This is a genomic window from Thiohalobacter thiocyanaticus, assembly GCF_003932505.1.
Classification (GTDB): Bacteria; Pseudomonadota; Gammaproteobacteria; order Thiohalobacterales; family Thiohalobacteraceae; genus Thiohalobacter; species Thiohalobacter thiocyanaticus.
The window spans coordinates 313,879-331,062 of the sequence record NZ_QZMU01000001.1 but is presented as its reverse complement, the minus strand read 5'-3'; the positions used below and the strand labels follow the sequence as shown (position 1 = coordinate 331,062).

Genomic DNA, 17,184 nt, shown 5'->3' with positions numbered 1-17,184 from the left:
CAACCTACAAGGCGGGGCGACGAACGGGTAGAATCGGACTTTCTATACCCACTTCACCAACCGGATACCGACGTGGCAAAACCCGCCATCCGCGTGCGCGGCGCGCGCCAGAACAACCTCAAGCACCTCGATCTGGACCTGCCTCTGAATGAGTTCATCGTCGTCACCGGCGTGAGCGGTTCGGGTAAGTCCTCGCTCGCCTTCGACACCGTCTATGCCGAGGGCCAGCGCCGCTACGTGGAGACCTTCTCGCCCTACGCCCGTCAGTTCCTGGACCGCATGGACAAGCCCGGCGCCGACCGTATCGACGGCATCCCGCCGGCGATCGCCATCGACCAGACCAACCCGGTGCGCACCTCGCGCTCCACGGCCGGCACCATGACCGAGCTGAACGATCACCTGAAACTGCTGTTCGCCCGTGCCGCGCAGCTGTACTGCCGCGGCTGCGGCGCCGGGGTGCGCCGCGACACGCCGCAGAGCATTGCCGACCGCTGATGCAGCGCGCCGGGGACGCGGCCCCGCGCGCCGTGGTCAGCTTCACCCTGCAGGTGCCGGACAACTTCAGTCTGGACGAGGTCGAGGGTCTGCTCGGCCAGCAGGGCTATACCCGCATCACCCGGCTCGAGGACCGACGCCTGGAGGTGGTGCAGGACCGGCTGCGGCTGGAGCCCTCCCGCCGCGAGCGCCTGAGCGAGGCGCTGGAGACCGCGCTCAGGCACGGTCACGGCCATGTGAATATCCAGCCGCTGGACGATCAAGGCAATCCGCAGGCCGCCTGGCGCTATTCCAGCGAACTGCACTGTGCCGACTGCGACATCCAGTACGCGCCGGTCATTCCCAACAGCTTCTCCTTCAACTCCCCGGTCGGCGCCTGCGGAACCTGCCGCGGCTTCGGCCGCACCCAGGGCATCGACTACAACCTGGTCATCCCCGATCCCGCGCGCAGCCTGGCCGAGGGCGCGATCAAGCCCTGGCAGACCGACAGCTACATCGAATCCCAGGGCGATCTGATGCGCTTCGCCCGCAAGCGCGGCATCCCCACGGACATCCCCTGGCGTGATCTCACCGATGAGCAGCAGCGCTGGGTGATCGAGGGTGAGGGCGACTGGGACGCAGGCGTGTGGTACGGCGTGCAGCGCTTCTTCGACTGGCTGGAGACCAGGAGCTACAAGATGCACATCCGGGTGCTGCTGTCGCGCTACCGGGCCTACAACGAGTGCCCCACCTGCCGCGGCGCCCGCCTGAAGCCCGAACCGCTGCTGTGGCGGCTGGGCACGCAGGAGAATGCCGACAACGTGCTCGAACCCGCACAGCGGTTTTACCCGTCAGGAATGCAGGTTCCCAGAGACGCTCAAATTACGCCGTCATCCCGGCGCAGGCCGGGATCCACACTTCCGCGGATGCTGGATCCCGGCCTGCGCCGGTATGACGAAACAGGAATTGAACGAGGGGTTTCCGAAGTAACATTCGAGCAGCTCCCCGGCCTGACCATCCACGATTTGATGCTGCTGCCGCTGGACCGCTGCCTGCGCTTCTTCGAGCAGCTGGAACTGCCCAGGCCGCTGGACGAGGCCACCGAACTGCTGCTGGCCGAGATCCGGGCGCGCCTGGGCTATCTGGTGGAGGTGGGCCTCGGCTATCTCGCGCTGGACCGCCAGTCGCGCACCCTGAGCGGCGGCGAGGTGCAGCGCATCAACCTCACCACTGCGCTCGGCACCTCGCTGGTCAACACCCTGTTCGTGCTGGACGAGCCCAGCATCGGCCTGCACCCGCGCGACATCGGCCGCATCAACGGCGTGCTCAGACGGCTGCGCGACGCCGGCAACAGCCTGCTGGTGGTCGAGCACGACCCGCAGATCATGCTGGCCGCCGACCGCATTCTGGACCTGGGACCGGGGCCCGGCGAGCGCGGTGGCGAGGCGGTCTTCTTCGGTACGCCGAAGCAGCTGCTCAAGGCGAAGCGCTCGCTGACCGCGCAGTATCTGCGCGGCGAGAAGTCGGTGGTGGATGAGAATGAAACGTCATCGCCGCCGGATATAAACGGTCCCTGCATCGAAGTGAAGGGCGCCGCCGCCCACAACCTCAAGCACATCGACGTACGCCTGCCGCTCAACCGGCTGGTGTGCGTGACCGGGGTATCCGGCTCGGGTAAGTCCACCCTGATGCAGACCGTGCTCTACAACGGTCTGCGCCAGCTCAAGGGCAGCCCGGTGGACCCGCCCGGCGAACACCAGACCATCACCGGCCACGAGCAGATCGACGAGGTGGTGCTGGTGGACCAGTCCGCCATCGGCAGGACCACCCGCTCCAATCCGGCCAGCTATGTCGGCGCCTGGAACGCCATCCGCGAACGTTTCGCCGCCCACCCCGAGGCGCGCGAGCGCGGCTACAGGCCCGGCACCTTCAGCTTCAACTCCGGCGACGGCCGCTGCCCCACCTGCGGCGGCAACGGTTTCGAGCATGTGGAGATGCAGTTCCTGAGCGATGTCTATATCCGCTGCCCGGACTGCGACGGCAGCCGCTACCGCCCCGAGGTGCTGGAAATCCGGCTGCCGCCGCCGGCCGGCAGCCGGACGGGCGCGGTGTCCGTGGCCGATGTGCTGGCCATGACCGTGACCGAGGCGCTGACCTTCTTCGCCGAAGACGCCGCCGTGCAGCAGGCCCTGGAGCCGCTGGCCGCCGTGGGGCTGGACTACCTCACCCTGGGCCAGCCGGTGCCGACGCTGTCCGGCGGCGAGGCCCAGCGGTTGAAACTCGCCGGCCATCTGGCGATGACCGGCGCGAAGAAGAAGCGCGCGCAGAAGACGCTGTTCCTGTTCGACGAGCCCACCACCGGCCTTCACTTCGACGACATCCACAAACTGCTGCGCGCCTTCCGCCGCCTGATCACTGAGGGTCACTCGCTGGTGGTGATTGAGCACAACCTGGACGTCATCGGTGCTTCCGACTGGATCATCGACATCGGCCCCGAGGGCGGGGAGGGCGGCGGCGAGCTGGTGTACGCCGGCACACCGCAGGAATTAATGCAGGGATCCGAACTCAATACTCCGTCGTCCCGGCGAATGCCGGGACCCAGGGACCGCGGACGCCTGGACCCCCGCCTGCGCGGGGATGACGGGAAAGATGCTCTGGTCAGCTATACCGGCCAGGCCTTACTGGACTACGCCGCCAGCCTGAACAACATCACTGAAATCCCGGCGGAGTCGCAACCGGTACAAACGAAAACAGCCCCGTCCCGCCACATCGAAGTCCGCCACGCTCGCGAACACAACCTGAAGAATGTCACCGTCGACATCCCGCGCGAGAAGTTCACCGTCATCACCGGTGTGTCCGGTTCGGGCAAGTCCACGCTCGCCTTCGACATCCTGTTCAACGAGGGCCAGCGCCGCTATCTGGAATCGCTCAACGCCTATGCCCGGCAGTTCGTGCAGCCGGCCGCACGTGCCGACGTGGATGCCATTATCGGCATCCCGCCCACCGTGGCCATCGAGCAGCGCACCAGCCGCGGCGGGCGCAAGTCCACCGTGGCCACGCTCACCGAGATCCATCACTTCCTGCGCCTGCTGTTCGTCAAGCTCGGTACCCAGTACTGCCCCGACTGCATGATACCGGTGGAGCCGCAGACCCCGGCTTCCATCCTGGCCCGGGTCATGCGCGACTACCGCGGCAAGATCATCACCGTACTCGCACCGCTGGTGACGGCGCGCAAGGGCTATTACACCGATCTGGCCAGGTGGGCGCTGGCGCGCGGCTATGATTACCTGCGCGTTGACGGCGAACTCATCTCCACCGAGGTCTGGCCGCGCCTGGACCGTTACCGCGAACACGACATCGAACTGCCGGTCGGCGAGGTGAAGGTCGGCCCCAGGCAGGAAGGCCGGCTGCGCGAGCTGATCCAGCTCGGTCTGGACCTCGGCAAGGGCGTGATCCAGCTGCTGCCGGACAGCGGCCCGGGTAGCAGCAGGGGCGTGACCTTCTCCATCCACCGCGCCTGCCCCGGCTGCGGCCGCAGCTTCGACGAACTGGACCCGCGGCTGTTCTCCTACAACTCCAAACACGGCTGGTGCCGGGCCTGCTACGGCACCGGTCTGCGCCTGCAGGGCTTCGACGCGGAGCAGACCGGCGAAGAGATCGGATGGAACGACTGGTGGGAGGGCGGGGAGACCGTCTGTCCCGCCTGCGAGGGCCAGCGGCTCAACCCCGTGGCGCTGGCAGTCTACTACCGCGACAGCTCCATCGCCGAACTGGCCGGTCTGACCGTCGCCGACGCCGGCAGACATTTCGAGCGACTGCGCCCGAAGGGCCGGGAGGCCGAGATCGCCCGCGACATTCTGCCCGAACTGCGCACCCGCCTGGGCTTCCTGCAGGACGTGGGCCTGGGCTATCTGACCCTGGACCGCGCCGCGCCCACGCTTTCCGGCGGCGAGGCCCAGCGCATCCGCCTGGCCGCCCAGCTCGGCTCCAACCTGCGCGGCGTGTGCTACATCCTGGATGAGCCCACCATCGGCCTGCACCCGCGTGATAACCGGATGCTGCTGGACACCCTCGGCCGTCTGGAAGGCAAGGGCAACACCATCGTGGTGGTGGAGCACGACGAGGACACCATCCGCCGTGCCGAGCACGTCATCGACCTCGGCCCCGGCGCCGGCGTGCAGGGCGGCGAGGTGGTCGCTGCCGGCACCGTCGCCCAGCTGATGAAATCGCCCGCCTCACTCACCGGCAGGTTCCTCGCCCATCCGCTCAAGCATCCGCTGAGCGCACGCCGCCCGGTGCGCATCAAGGGCAGAGGCGCCGACCCCTTCATCGAGATCCAGGGCGCGCGCCTGCACAACCTCAAGAACCTCAAGCTGCGCTTCCCCGTGGGGCGACTCATCGGCGTCTCGGGTGTGTCCGGCTCCGGCAAGTCCACCCTGGTGCGCGAGGTGCTGCAGACCAACCTGCATCAACTATTGCAGCGCGGCAGGTCCAAACGCAGGAAAGCGGAAGCGCTGATCGGCTGTAAGGCCATCGAGGGCATCGAGCACCTCAAGCGCGTGCTGGAGGTGGACCAGACTCCCATCGGCAAGACCCCGCGTTCCTGCCCGGCGACCTACATCGGCTTCTGGGACGACATCCGCAGGCTGTTCGCCGGCACGCCCGAGGCGCGCCTGCGCGGCTACGGCCCGGGCCGTTTCTCTTTCAATGTGAAGGGCGGGCGCTGCGAGGCCTGCGAGGGGCAGGGCTACAGGAAGGTGGAGATGAGTTTCCTGCCCGACGTGAAGGTGCCCTGCGAGGTGTGTAACGGCGTCCGCTTCAACCGTGAAACGCTGGACGTTTTGTACAAAGACAGGAACATCGGCGAGGTCATGGCCATGGACGTGCGCGAGGCGGTGGACTTCTTCCGGGCCCACCCGAAGATCCACCGCGCCCTGCAGCTGCTGGACGATGTCGGCCTGGGCTATCTCACCCTGGGCCAGCAGAGCCCGACGCTGTCCGGCGGCGAGGCCCAGCGCATCAAGCTGGTCAGCGAACTGGCCAAAGTACGGACGGACGAAGCCGGGCAGGGCACCCGCCCCGGCACCCTTTACATCCTGGACGAACCGACCGTCGGCCTGCACATGGCCGACGTGGAAAAGCTCATCCAGGTCCTGCACCGCCTGGTCGGCGTCGGCCACACCGTGGTGGTGATCGAACACAATCTCGATGTCCTCGCCGAGGCCGACTGGCTCACCGACCTGGGCCCCGAAGGCGGCGATGCCGGCGGCCGCGTCGTCGCCCAGGGCGTCCCCGAGACCCTCAGCACCAACAGGAAATCCCACACCGCCCGCTTCCTCAAACCCTACCTCAATACCTGATGTGGATATCCTATGTAGGTTGGGCTGAGCAAAGCGAAGCCCAACAGAGACCGCCACAACCACCCCCCAATGAAAACCACCCCCAAAACCTGCGCCCTATGCGGCCGCGCGGCCCCCCTGACCTTCCATCACCTCATCCCCCGCAAGGTCCGCCGCCGCAACCACTTCGCCAAGAACTATACGAAGGAACAGCTCGCCGCAGGCATCCACGTCTGTCGTCTCTGCCACAACGGCATTCACAATGCCCGCGACGAGATGACACTGGCGAAATAACTGAACACGCCAGATAAACTCAAGGCCGACCCGTATATCCGCCGGCACATTGAATGGGTGCGAAAGCAGAAAGAATAACTGGTGCGTGAATGTTTTCGACATTGTGAAGTTTGATGCAGTATGTCAATCTGGGTGTGTGTTCCTGATGAGTGAATTTTTCTGATTTTTGGAGTCAGTTTTTCAATTAGAAAATAGGCCTATTCTATCTATGAATAATTCAATCAAACGCAGAAGATTCGGAATTCTCTTTAGACACCCTGTTTTCTATACCGTTTTTCTGTTGGGGCTGTGTTTGATTGTCTTTGGGGTTGGGCGGCAGTTCTTTAGTTCTATGGTCGGCCTAAGTCATTCGATTCAGCCAAAAGGTCCATCTCCAGATGTGTCGCAGTTAGATCTGATCACAGTTTTTGAATCGGCAAAAATTGTGCTGAGGTATATTGTTCAGGGTGGATCCCTCTTCGATCCTGGTTTCGTATCGCAACAACACTGGTCGTCATCATTTATTAAATGGGGCCTGATTCTTCTTGTTAGTGGTGTGTGTTTACTCGTCGTCATATTAGCTCGTGAACGGATTGCTGCTTTGGCTACATTCGTCGGGAGTTTGGTGATAACAGGTATGGCACTGGTTACGGCAATTTCTGCGCTCATTGTCCCTCATGGTGGGGCAGAATTCTTGCGTATGATATTTATGATTGCGGTTGGATATATCGTTGTTGGTGCATACGGCTTGATCGTTGCAACAAAAGAGCTCGGGAAATAAGAGGTGAGCACCCTCGAGTTTAAGTAATCCTCCGGATCCCGGCTATCGGGCCCCAGTTCCGGATAATGCCGGAATATCCCATCCTCATTGAAATCCAGTTGTCGCTCCGTGGCGAGATAGGCCGCCAGATTTTTCCGCTTCGCTACCCCGTAAAAGGGGTTAGTGACAATACGTAATCATTCTCAATTGTCACCGACCCCTTTTACGTTCCCGACCCCTTTTACGTTCTCAAGGATTACCTCTGAGCCAGAACCGTCACCTATACTTCCAAGGAATCGCCGATAGCGGAAAAGCCCGCAATGTCCAATCCCACTCCCAAAACCTGCGCCCTCTGCGACCGCGCCGTCCCCCTGACCTTTCACCACCTCATCCCCCGCAAGGTCCACCGTCGAAACCACTTCGCCAAGCGTTACACAAAGGAAAAACTTGCCCAAGGTATCAATATTTGCCGCCGTTGCCACAACGGAATCCACAATGCCCACGACGAGATGACACTGGCGAAGACGCTGAACACGCTGGAGAAGCTGAGGCGGGACGCAAAGGTCCGGCGGCACGTGGAGTGGGTGAGAACGCAGAAGAAATAACCGGCCGAATTCACATTGTCATTGCGGGGAACGCAGAGGCGTGGCAATCTCGTTGCGCAGATTGGCTCTCACTGACACCGTTAAACCACGCATTCAGCTAAAGTATCACACCACCATGATCATGAAGCTTATACAAAAACGCTTTCTTAAAGGCATCAGGGAATTTGAAATCGTTGATGATGCCATTAATGTCCGGATAAGAACGCTGTTCAATAAGGAAAAGTCGACAGTGTCTCTGACAACATTGAATCCCGAGCCTGTTGTCAACAGGCAATACCTGGAGTTTCATGGCCGCGGTAAAAACGAACCGCTGGTATCGCTGTTCCTGGATAACCCAAGTCCTGAAGAATTCAATGCCTTTGTCGAGACGCTGAAGCAGCGGGTGCTGGAGGAATATGGTGCTTCCGGGGGCATTGATGGCTCTCATCCTGCGGGGCTCGGTGGCAACGTTCACCATGAGCCACCGGAAGGCGATACGTCCGTTCAGATCCGGTTGCGGGGGAACGCAGAGTTTGTCAATGTCGCGAGGATCGAGGACGCGATCCGGATGCTGGAAACCTATCTTGCTGCCGAGGATATCAAGCCTTTTCTCTCGGCCCTGGAGGCACTGAAGGCGGAACCGGAGAATGAAGCGCGTCTGGCGCAAGTGGTGAGTGCATTCAATGACCTGGGCCCCCTGCAGGGCGCTGTATTAACGTACGCGCCCTATATCAGCATCCTGCTTTCAGATGATCCTTTCCAATAAAGAAACAAGGGGGCGCCTCGGGTCCACGATATATGGCTCGATTTTCATCATTCAAAGGTGAACAGGAATAATGATTGAGTATCTGCGTAAATTCGAACGCGTCGTGGTCGCCACGTTGATCCTGATGCTGGCGCTGGTGATCTTGCTTTCGGTCGTGGAGCTGGGCTGGGTATTGGTAAAAGACATTCGTAAGCCGCCGATCTTCATTCTTGAAATCCATGAATTACTGGAGCTGTTTGGATTGTTCCTGTTGGTATTGATCGGTATCGAGCTATTGGAAACCATGAAGAAATACTATAACGAAGGGCGTGTTGATCTCGATGTCATCATTTCCGTTTCCCTGATAGCCATCGGCCGCAAGATCATCACTATGGATCCCAAAGAATATGACCCCTTAACCTTGATTGGCGTCGCTGCCATTATTTTTGCATTGATCGCCGGATACTGGGTCATTAAAAGAACATCGCATTCTGTTCCTCGATTTTCTCATACCAACCAGGACGGTGGGCAGTAGTCCGGCGGGGTTTGATTTTTCCATCATGCGCCATCCAGCTCGGGATAATGCCGGAATATCCCCTCTTCACTAAACGGCAGCCGCCGCTCCGAGGCCAGATAGGCCGCCAGGTTCGGGCGTTTGGCCGCGCGGTCATGGAGGGCGATCAGGCCGGGGATGTCCGGCTCAAGGCGTGACATCAGCTTCGGGAAGGCGTAGCGCAGCCCGGTGACGATCTGGAACATCGACAGATCCACATAGCTGAGGCTGCGGCCGACCATGTGGCCGCCTACACCGCTGTTGCGCTGCAGCACAAGCTCGAAATAATTCAGCAGTTCCGGGGCGCGCTCCTCCCGGAAGAATTCCGCCCGGCGTCGGGCCTCGGGCCTCTGGTCCTCGTAATACAGGTTGCTGCCGACGGGGTGATGGGTGTCGTGAATATCGACCACGAAATCCTCCACGGTCAGTTGCAGCTGATGCGCCCAGATCCGATTGGTCTCGGAGTCGGGCGCCAGACCCAGCCGTGGGCCGAGGTAATGGAGGATATTGGCGGTCTGGGCGATGATCTGTCTGCCGGCCCGGAGGAAGGGCGGGGCGAAGGGCGGGCGCTTCAGCGCCGGGTTCTCCATCAGGTCCAGCATCGTCTGCATACCGCCTTCGCCCTCGCGCGCCACATCCACATAGTCGGCGCCGGCTTCCTCCAGCGCCAGCCGCACGAATTCGCCGCGTCCCTGGATGGAGGGCCAGTAGAAGAGTTCGTGGCGCATACGGCACCTCCTGAATCCCATGACGGACTGCGGTTGGCGACATGATTCTGACGCAGTTTCGCGAAAGCCGATCAGCAGCTATTCTCTGGCAACGCCGTTATCAAAAGAATAGCAGTGAAAACCGGGACCCCTGTACCCCGGGTTTCTGGTTAACAATGATGCGTCGGGAGGTCCGCTGTGTTCGGCCTGCCCACGGATACTGAAGCTATACCTTAACGAGGGAGGAGGAAACATGCGGATTGCACGCGAAGATATACCTGTCCGGATCGACGTCCCGGGCGCTACGGCACGCCAGCAGATGGATTTCGGGGATGTTTCCGGCTACGGCAGGATGGGGGCGGAGTATTTCTCCTTTGGTGCCGGCACCGATATCACGGAGCTGCTGCACGGTCTGGAAGGGGATGCCTGCCAGTCTCCGCACTGGGGTTATGTGGTGGGCGGCCGGATCACGGCGATATACAGGGATGGTGAGGAAGAAACCTCCGTGACCGGGGATCTGTTCTACTGGCCGCCCGGTCACAGTGTCCGCGCCGAGGAGGATACCGACATCGTCATGTTCAGCCCCCAGGAGGAGCACGGTCGGGTCCTCGATCATGTGCTGAACAAGCTCGGCGGCTGACGCGCTGTAATCGGTTTCCGGCCAGGGCGGGCCGGCCCCGGGTGCGCCCCGGCGCTAGTCCTTGCCCGCCGATGCAATCCAGGTGCTCCCGGACATGCGCAGGCTGTCGCTCTGTCTCAGCGTATCGGCGGTCCGGATGACCTCCTCGATGTAGGCGGTGCGGCTGGCGGCGTCGAGTTGATTGACCAGGGCCATCACCGGTGCGGCCAGGTCCGAGATCACGTCCCAGTAGGCTTCCCCGTCGGCCACCTCGAATACCTCGATGTGCTGTTCCTCCAGCGCGATATCCGCAAAACCCGCCGCTGCCAGGGCGCCGTGCAGCCGGCCGGGATCGGCGAAGGCGAAGATGCCGGGACTGCCGGGCGGGGGCGCGGGGATCTCCATGTAGTTCGCCAGCGTTTTCATCAGTAAGGCCACGAAGGGATTGTTCTCCGGGGCGGTCCAGCAGGCGAGACTGATCCGGCCGCCCGGTTTCAGCGCCCGGTGGGCGGCTTCCAGGCAGCGGTGCGGCTCCGGCATGAACATCAACCCCCAGCGGATGGTCACGGCATCGAATGCCTGTTCGCTAAGATCGAGTGCCTCCGCGTCGCAGCAATGGAATTCGAGGTTGTCCAGTCCCGCCGCGGCGGCCAGGTCGCGGGCGACGGCCACCATTTCCTCGACCAGATCGGTGCCGATGACGCGGCCGGTGTCGCCCACCCACCGGGCGGCCGTCAGTGCCGGCTCGCCCGTGCCGGAGGCAATGTCCAGGACGTGGCAGCCCGGCTCGACGCGCGCCAGGGCCAGCATACGCTCGGAGACGGGCGCGGCCCCCTTGTTCAACAATGCGTGTCGCCGGCGCCAGCCCTCGGCGGCGGACGACCAGTTGTCGCGTTCGCGTTGCTTGAGTTTGAGTGTGTCCGGGTCAGTCATAATGTCGATCCTGGAAATTGCTGTAGCAAAAGGTTAAAACATCATGCGGCGTGGTGACAATGAGACGAGTCGCCTGCAGCGGTTGGACCCCCGTGTTCCTGTCGGGTCTTCAGGGAGCAATAGCATGAAAAAAAGAATCGTCATCTGCGCGGATGGTACCTGGAACCGTCCGGAAAAGGATCTCACACAGGATTTTTGCACCAATGTGCTGAAACTGGCCCGGGCGATTTCGCCCATCGGTGCCGACGGCGTGCCGCAGCAGGTGTTCTATGACTGGGGCGTGGGCTCCTATTACGATCCGGTTGTGGGCGGTGCCACCGGCAAGGGCCTGCACAAGAACATCATGGACGATTACCGCTATATCGTGCAGAACTACAAACCGGGCGACGAACTGTATCTGTTCGGTTTCAGCCGCGGCGCCTACACGGTGCGGTGCCTGTGCGGCCTGATCAACAATGTCGGCATCGTCACGCGGCCGGTGGCGCACATGATCCAGCAGGCCTTCGATCACTACAAGAACCCGGGCCGGGCCTACAAGCCCGACGGGAAAAAATCGATCGAGTTCCGTGAGGCACATTCCCACCCATCCCGGAGTGTCGATTTCGTCGGTGTGTGGGACACGGTCGGAGCGATGGGCATCCCCATCTCCTTCCTGGGCCTGTTCGACGACAAGGACGAGTTCTACGACACCAAGCTCGGCCGCAATGTTCGCATGGCCCGCCACGCCATGGCCATCGATGAACGCCGCATCGATTTCACACCCACGGTCTGGCAGCCGCGGGAGAATATGGATATCCGGCAGGTCTGGTTTGCCGGTGCACACAGCAATGTCGGCGGCAGCTACAAGCCGGATACGGACGGCAGGATCCTGTCCGACATCCCCCTGGTGTGGATGGTGAACGAGGCCACCCGGACAGGCCTGAGCTTCGAGTCCCATCTGGGACAGCAGATCAGCGGCAGTCCCTTCGCCACCCTGCACAACTCAAGGCGGCATTTCTACCGGCTGCGGCAGGAACATCTGCGGAATCTCGATCATGACAAGGGCGAGGTGTTGTTCCATGCCTCGGTCAGGCAACGCTTCGAGGGTGATCCGAACTACCGGCCACAGAACCTGGTGGATTATCTGGATGAATACGGGTGGCCGGACGAGCTGGTTGAATGAGTCTGCGCTGTTGCGCCACCCGATCGGTACGACACGCCTGATCGCATCTGTATCCTTCCGTCGTCGGCAGTTGATGAGTCCTCGATAATGCCTGGCGAACCGGCGGGCAACGACTAGAGTTATCTGCAGTGGGTTTATTCACCCGTCGCCATGCATGGGAGCATTCACAATGCCTGAAACCAACCCGATTATCGCTATCAACATGAGCAAGGTTTCGAACACGCCCGAAAGCTTCGAAACCATGAACAGGGTCGGGCCCAAGGTCTGTATCACCACGGCCTCGCACCCCGGATTCCTCGGCTTTGAGCAGCTGATCCAGACCGGCATCCATCCCATGGCGGGCCGCTATGGCGGCGGCGCGGTCGATATGCGCGAGACCCTGAATCCGGTCGCCATGTACCAGTACACGGTCTGGAAGGATGTGCATTCGCACGAGGAAATGCATCATGACAACTTCGACGAGATTTTCGAGCTGTGCGGCTCCTGCCTGGACATGGTCATCGAGGGCCCCTGGGAACCCTACTACGAGATTGTCAGCTCCGACCTGCCACAGATCCTGGGCATGACGGATGTGCCACACATGCTGGGCGCGTCGTTCGCGAAGCAGGAGCCGGTTCCCAAGGTGGCGCTGGCCTCCCGGCGCGCCATTGTCGTGGGCGACCACTGGGTCATGGATGGGCATGAGACGGAGTTCGAGCAGGGTGCGGCCGCGAGCCTGGACTGGATGAAGCAGAACGTGCCGGGCATGATCGGCTGGATGCTGCTGAAGCAGTTCGGCGTCTCGGCCATCGGCTCGTTCCAGCTCGATCCCGAGGGTATGCTCAAGGCCACGCTGGGCGCGAATCCGCCTGCCTACAACACCAACTACGGCGACCAGGTCCGGGACACCCCGCCGATCCCGGCGCAGACACCGGCGCAGTATTTCGTGCACATGGAGTGGGAGTCCCCGGAGCATGCGCACATGGGGCTGGGGCATGCCATGGTGGATTATGAGCTGCGCCAGATCCACAACCGGGGCGTGCTCGCCCATCTGGACCGGGGGCCCTATTACATGTTCTTCGCGCCCATGATGGAACAGGGACTGTGGCGGCGGCATCTGAAGCGCTGAAACGGGTGCCGGGAACCGGCGAGCGGAACCGAAGCCGGGAGCAGATCCGCCGCGAAGGACTGCGCAGACGGTTACATGGCGCTTTGCAAGGACAGGGCAACTGCCGGGTCTCCCGTTGTGAACTTGAAGGCAGTTCCGCAGTCGTACCCTGAAACATCAGAAGGAGTCCGACCATGTCAAAATCCCTGTTTGCCGCCCTGTCCCTTTCCGTCCTGCTGCCTCTGCAGCCGGTGTTGGCAGAACCCGGCTCCGACAGCCTGCATGAGCGCATCGAGGCCTATAAGGCCGGCCAGGACCCCGACCGTATGCCCGCCGCCGACCGGGCTGTCATGAAACAGGCTCAGGAGGAACTGGCCGAACGCCTGCCGGATCCCGGCCTGGATGTCGGTGAGCGCGCCCCGGATTTCAGTCTGCCCAATGCCATGGGCGAGGAGGTGCGACTGTACGATCTGCTGGAACAGGGTCCGGTTGTGCTGACCTTCTACCGCGGGGCCTGGTGTCCCTACTGCAATCTGGAACTCAAGGCGCTGACCGAGGCCCGGCCCGACATCAGGGCGCAGGGCGCGCAGCTTATCGCCGTGACCCCGCAGCAGCCGGACCAGTCCCTGAAACAGGTCAGGGAGGACGGCTATCCGTTCGAGATCCTGAGTGATCTGGATGATGCCGTGATGAAGGACTACAACCTGTATTTCGAGGTCGCCGAGGAGCTGGATGCGGTGTACCGGAAGATGGGACTGAACCTGGAGGCCTTCAACGGCGAAGGCCGGCGTGGCCTGCCGGTGCCGGGTACCTTTGTCATTGACCGCGACGGGGTGATCCGCGCCGCTTTCGCGGATGTGGACTACACCAAACGCATGGAGCCGGCCGCGGTGGTGGAGGCGCTGAAAACACTGGAATGATCGTGAAGCCGGCGGCCGCTGAGTGACCGACTCAGGCCGCCGTCACTGTTGCGGCCGACTGCAGGACATCTCCCATGGACATCGAGCTGGTTGCAGGCAGGATACTGTTTCTGGCCCTGATGGCGCTGACCGGGCTGGCCCTGAGCCGGCTGCTGCGGCTGGATCTCACGCTCGGCGCGCTGATTGCCGGCGTTGTGTTCGGCCTCATCGTCACACAAACAGGCTTCGATACCGGGATCCGGGCACACAACTTCAAGCCGCTGGTGTTCTACATCATCCTCCCGGTGCTCATCTTCCAGGCGGCCTGGCACATCCGGCCCCGGGTGTTGCAGCGGGTGCTGGTGCCGGCCGTGATTCTCGCTGTCCCCGGTGTGCTGATCAGCTGTTTCGTGATGGCGGGCCTGAGCTATCTCGGCATTGCGCATCCGGTGGGCTTTCCCTGGATCGCCGCGCTGCTGACCGGCGCCATCCTTGCCGCCACCGACCCGGTATCCGTGGTCGCCAAACTGCGGAGCCTGAATGCGCCCGATGAGCTGGAAGCCCTGATCGAGACGGAAAGCCTGCTCAACGATGCCGCCGCGGTGGTGCTGTTCGGCATTGTGCTGGCCTTTGCGCTGGGCGAGATCCAGGGGGCGGGCGCAGGTCTTGCCGCCGACTTCGGTCGGGTGTTCTTCGGTGGACTTGTCACCGGGCTGGTGCTCGGTCTGACCGCTGCCGGCTTTGCCCGCTGGCTGGCCTCGGCCCCCGTCATCAGTATCGTCACCGTCATCACCGCTCTGGGCAGCTTCTATCTGGCCGAACACATTCTGCACGTCTCGGGTATCCTGGCGGTGATGTCGGCGGCGCTGACGTCCAGGATCCTGCTGCGGGATTCCGCGCACCTGGACAGTGCCGCCAGTACCTGGGAATGGCTGGGCCTGTTGTTCAATGCACTGGTGTTTGCCCTGCTGGGTCTGGTGATCACCTATGACATGTTCACCGATCAGTGGCTGGCGATGCTGATCGCAATTGCGGCCATGCTGTTCGCGCGCGCCCTCTCGGTGGGCCTGTCCGCGTTCGGCTCCAGGCTGCTGGGGCAGCCGGTCTCATGGGCCTGGCAGGGGGTGCTGTTCTGGGGCGGCCTGCGGGGGGCGATCGCGATCGCCCTGGTGCTGTCGCTGCCGGTGGAACTGCCCTACTGGTGGACGATCCAGTCCATGGTGTTCGGAGCGGTCCTGTTCAGCATCCTGGTGCAGGGCACGACAGTGGGCTTCGTGGCCGGGAAGCTGGATATCCGGACCGGAGCCGGTAACGTGCGGGAGTGATGACGATTTGTCACCGGGCCCATCCGGTCTTTCAATACTGCTGTTCCGGCGAATCGATCCGGGCATAGACCCGGGTGACACCATCTTTCTGCAGCAGCAGCACTTCATAAGGCATGAATCTGTCGCCGACCTCCATGCCGGGACTGCCCACCGGCATGGCCGGGACGGTCAGGCCTTTGGCGTCTGCCGGCGGATCGGCGAGGAAGCGGGCGACGATCCTGGCCGGGACATGGCCCTCGAAGATGTAGCCGGTCTGCTCGCCCACGGCGGTGTGGCAGGAGCGGTAGGCAGGCCAGATGTCGTGCTCGCGCTTGACCTGGCCGAGATCGGCCACATCGACCGGGGTGACGGCGAAGCCGTTCTCTTCTATGTGATCGATCCATTTGCCGCAGCAGCCGCAGGTTGGGCTCTTGTGGACGACGAGGCGGTCCAGTTCCTGTGCCGTGGCCGGCTGATGAGCGAGGACCGCGGTCAGGGCCAGGGCGGCGAGGGTTCGGATGGAGGTCGGCATGGTCGGGTTCCTATCGTTTTTCAATCATGATGCGATGGATGGAACCGGATGTCACTCCGGTTCAGTTTGCTGGCCACGGCGTTGTCTATGACGCGGCTTCACGCATGGCCAGGCGTTCATCGAGCCCGGCGCGGATGCGCTGCTTGAGCGCGGCCAGGTCCCGGCAGTCGCCGATGGCCTGCCGGTCCAGCAACAGTTCGGGGCCGTCGCCGCTGTCCAGGAGCACGGCCGGCGGTTCCACCCCGGTTCCGCCGTGGCGGGCCTGGTACTCGTCCCGGTGCAGGAACTCGGTCTGTACCGGCAGCGATTCCAGGAAGGCCACCCATTCCCGGCGGATCCTGAAATGCCCGTGGGTCAGGGCGCACAGGTCACAGGTATAGGTCTGTGGCGACAGGATCTTGTGGGCGATGTCCGTAGCGGTGTTGAACAGGCCGCTGTCGGCATTGTAGACAAAGATGAGTCTTGCGTTCGCTGTGCTCATGGTGCCTCCCGGTGCGCTGGTGGGTCTACCGGGTTGGACCGCGAAATCAGTGTCGGGTTTCCTCCACCGGCAGGCCGGCGCTGCGCCACTCCGGATAACCTTCCTCCAGCCGCCGGGCCCGATAGCCGCGCCGGCGCAGTTCGGCCACGGCGTCGAAGGAGAGCACGCAGTAGGGACCGCGGCAGTAGGCGATGACCTCGCGTTCGGGGGGCAGGGCGGCGAGCCGTTCCTCCAGTTCGGCGAGCGGGATGTTGACCGCGCCAGGCAGATGCCCGGCGGTGTATTCCTCCTCGGGGCGCACGTCCAGCACGGTGACCTCACCGCGTTTCAGGCGCTGGACCAGTTCCGCCGCCGGCACCGGCTCCATGTTGTCCTTCGTGTTCAGGTAGGTGTCGACCAGCTGGTCGATCTCGGCCAGGTGGCGGGTGGCGACGTTGCGGATGGCGTCCAGCAATACGACCACGTCCTCGCCGGACAGTCTGTAGTGGATGCGCTGGCCCTCGCGGCGGGTCTCTACCAGCCCGGCCTGGCGCAGCTGCTGCAGGTGCTGCGAGGTGTTGGCGACACTCAGGCCGGAGACCTTTGCCAGTGCCTCCACGCTGCGCTCGCCCTGGGCCAGGTACTCGATCAGCGCCAGCCGGTGGGCGTTGCCCAGCACCTTGCCGATGCGGGCGAACTGGGTGAACAGGGCATGCTTGATATCCAGGGTCATTGACGCGGTCCGGTTTGCCG

At 62.7% G+C, this 17,184-nt stretch carries 17 protein-coding genes and 1 pseudogene; 11 read left to right on the top strand and 7 right to left on the bottom strand.

Going from position 1 to position 17,184, the window contains the following annotated elements:
* Positions 1-72: 72 nt before the first annotated feature.
* Together D6C00_RS15905 and uvrA are read left to right on the top strand one after the other, a co-directional pair.
* Positions 73-495: a hypothetical protein gene (locus D6C00_RS15905; RefSeq protein WP_125180011.1), complete on the top strand. Its 423-nt coding sequence runs from the start codon at positions 73-75 to the stop codon at positions 493-495.
* Complete coding sequence (gene uvrA, locus D6C00_RS01590) at positions 495-5,834, top strand: excinuclease ABC subunit UvrA (protein WP_125180010.1); 5,340 nt, start codon at positions 495-497, stop codon at positions 5,832-5,834. Before D6C00_RS15905 ends, uvrA begins: the two co-directional genes overlap by 1 nt.
* A 96-nt stretch (positions 5,835-5,930) precedes the next feature.
* Here uvrA and D6C00_RS15375 read toward each other — a convergent pair whose 3' ends face one another.
* Positions 5,931-6,209 (bottom strand): hypothetical protein, encoded by a 279-nt coding sequence (locus D6C00_RS15375; protein WP_158675243.1) that lies wholly within the window; start codon positions 6,207-6,209, stop codon positions 5,931-5,933.
* 106 nt (positions 6,210-6,315) lie between these two features.
* Here D6C00_RS15375 and D6C00_RS01580 point away from each other — a divergent pair, with 106 nt between their 5' ends.
* Positions 6,316-6,867: a hypothetical protein gene (locus D6C00_RS01580; protein WP_125180009.1), complete on the top strand. Its 552-nt coding sequence runs from the start codon at positions 6,316-6,318 to the stop codon at positions 6,865-6,867.
* Positions 6,868-6,920: 53 nt separating this feature from the next.
* Here the strand turns inward: D6C00_RS01580 and D6C00_RS16515 are convergent.
* Positions 6,921-7,013 (bottom strand): annotated as a pseudogene (locus tag D6C00_RS16515) (glutathione S-transferase); the annotation flags it as partial.
* Positions 7,014-7,166: 153 nt separating this feature from the next.
* Here D6C00_RS16515 and D6C00_RS01570 point away from each other — a divergent pair.
* The 3 genes from D6C00_RS01570 to D6C00_RS01560 all read left to right on the top strand — a co-directional run bounded on the left by D6C00_RS01570 (position 7,167) and on the right by D6C00_RS01560 (position 8,710).
* Entirely contained in the window at positions 7,167-7,451 is a 285-nt protein-coding gene (locus D6C00_RS01570; protein WP_125180008.1) for a hypothetical protein, read from the top strand.
* A gap of 115 nt (positions 7,452-7,566) precedes the next feature.
* The gene (locus D6C00_RS01565; RefSeq protein ID WP_241546765.1) at positions 7,567-8,196 is read left to right on the top strand and encodes a hypothetical protein; all 630 of its coding nucleotides are present in this window, start codon (positions 7,567-7,569) and stop codon (positions 8,194-8,196) included.
* Between the two features lie 70 nt (positions 8,197-8,266).
* Positions 8,267-8,710 (top strand): phosphate-starvation-inducible PsiE family protein, encoded by a 444-nt coding sequence (locus tag D6C00_RS01560; protein WP_125180007.1) that lies wholly within the window; start codon positions 8,267-8,269, stop codon positions 8,708-8,710.
* A 23-nt stretch (positions 8,711-8,733) separates the two neighbouring features.
* Here the strand turns inward: D6C00_RS01560 and D6C00_RS01555 are convergent, their stop codons facing one another.
* Complete coding sequence (locus tag D6C00_RS01555; protein ID WP_125180006.1) at positions 8,734-9,456, bottom strand: glutathione S-transferase; 723 nt, start codon at positions 9,454-9,456, stop codon at positions 8,734-8,736.
* Positions 9,457-9,688: 232 nt separating this feature from the next.
* On the opposite strand from D6C00_RS01555, the gene D6C00_RS01550 reads away from it, so the two are divergent.
* Positions 9,689-10,075: a cupin domain-containing protein gene (locus tag D6C00_RS01550; RefSeq protein WP_125180005.1), complete on the top strand. Its 387-nt coding sequence runs from the start codon at positions 9,689-9,691 to the stop codon at positions 10,073-10,075.
* Between the two features lie 54 nt (positions 10,076-10,129).
* On the opposite strand, the gene D6C00_RS01545 is transcribed toward D6C00_RS01550, so the two are convergent.
* Entirely contained in the window at positions 10,130-10,987 is an 858-nt protein-coding gene (locus tag D6C00_RS01545) for a class I SAM-dependent methyltransferase (protein ID WP_125180004.1), read from the bottom strand.
* Positions 10,988-11,111: 124 nt separating this feature from the next.
* Here D6C00_RS01545 and D6C00_RS01540 point away from each other — a divergent pair, with 124 nt between their 5' ends.
* The 4 genes from D6C00_RS01540 (at position 11,112) to D6C00_RS01525 (ending at position 15,460) form a co-directional block, all read left to right on the top strand.
* Positions 11,112-12,149: a DUF2235 domain-containing protein gene (locus tag D6C00_RS01540; protein ID WP_125180003.1), complete on the top strand. Its 1,038-nt coding sequence runs from the start codon at positions 11,112-11,114 to the stop codon at positions 12,147-12,149.
* Positions 12,150-12,318: 169 nt separating this feature from the next.
* A complete protein-coding gene (locus D6C00_RS01535; RefSeq protein WP_125180002.1) occupies positions 12,319-13,257 on the top strand; it encodes a sulfur oxygenase reductase family protein in 939 nt (312 codons plus the stop codon).
* A 173-nt stretch (positions 13,258-13,430) separates the two neighbouring features.
* A complete protein-coding gene (locus D6C00_RS01530) occupies positions 13,431-14,156 on the top strand; it encodes a peroxiredoxin-like family protein (RefSeq protein WP_125180001.1) in 726 nt (241 codons plus the stop codon).
* Positions 14,157-14,230: 74 nt separating this feature from the next.
* On the top strand, positions 14,231-15,460 hold the full coding sequence (locus D6C00_RS01525; protein WP_125180000.1) for a cation:proton antiporter: 1,230 nt from the start codon (positions 14,231-14,233) through the stop codon (positions 15,458-15,460).
* A gap of 31 nt (positions 15,461-15,491) precedes the next feature.
* Here the strand turns inward: D6C00_RS01525 and D6C00_RS01520 are convergent, their stop codons facing one another.
* The 3 genes from D6C00_RS01520 to D6C00_RS01510 all read right to left on the bottom strand — a co-directional run bounded on the left by D6C00_RS01520 (position 15,492) and on the right by D6C00_RS01510 (position 17,164).
* The gene (locus D6C00_RS01520; RefSeq protein WP_125179999.1) at positions 15,492-15,971 is read right to left on the bottom strand and encodes a DUF411 domain-containing protein; all 480 of its coding nucleotides are present in this window, start codon (positions 15,969-15,971) and stop codon (positions 15,492-15,494) included.
* Positions 15,972-16,056: 85 nt separating this feature from the next.
* Positions 16,057-16,452, bottom strand: coding sequence for a hypothetical protein (locus D6C00_RS01515; RefSeq protein ID WP_125179998.1), 396 nt, complete (start codon positions 16,450-16,452; stop codon positions 16,057-16,059).
* 46 nt (positions 16,453-16,498) lie between these two features.
* Complete coding sequence (locus tag D6C00_RS01510) at positions 16,499-17,164, bottom strand: ArsR/SmtB family transcription factor (RefSeq protein WP_125179997.1); 666 nt, start codon at positions 17,162-17,164, stop codon at positions 16,499-16,501.
* Between the last annotated feature and the right edge of the window lie 20 nt (positions 17,165-17,184).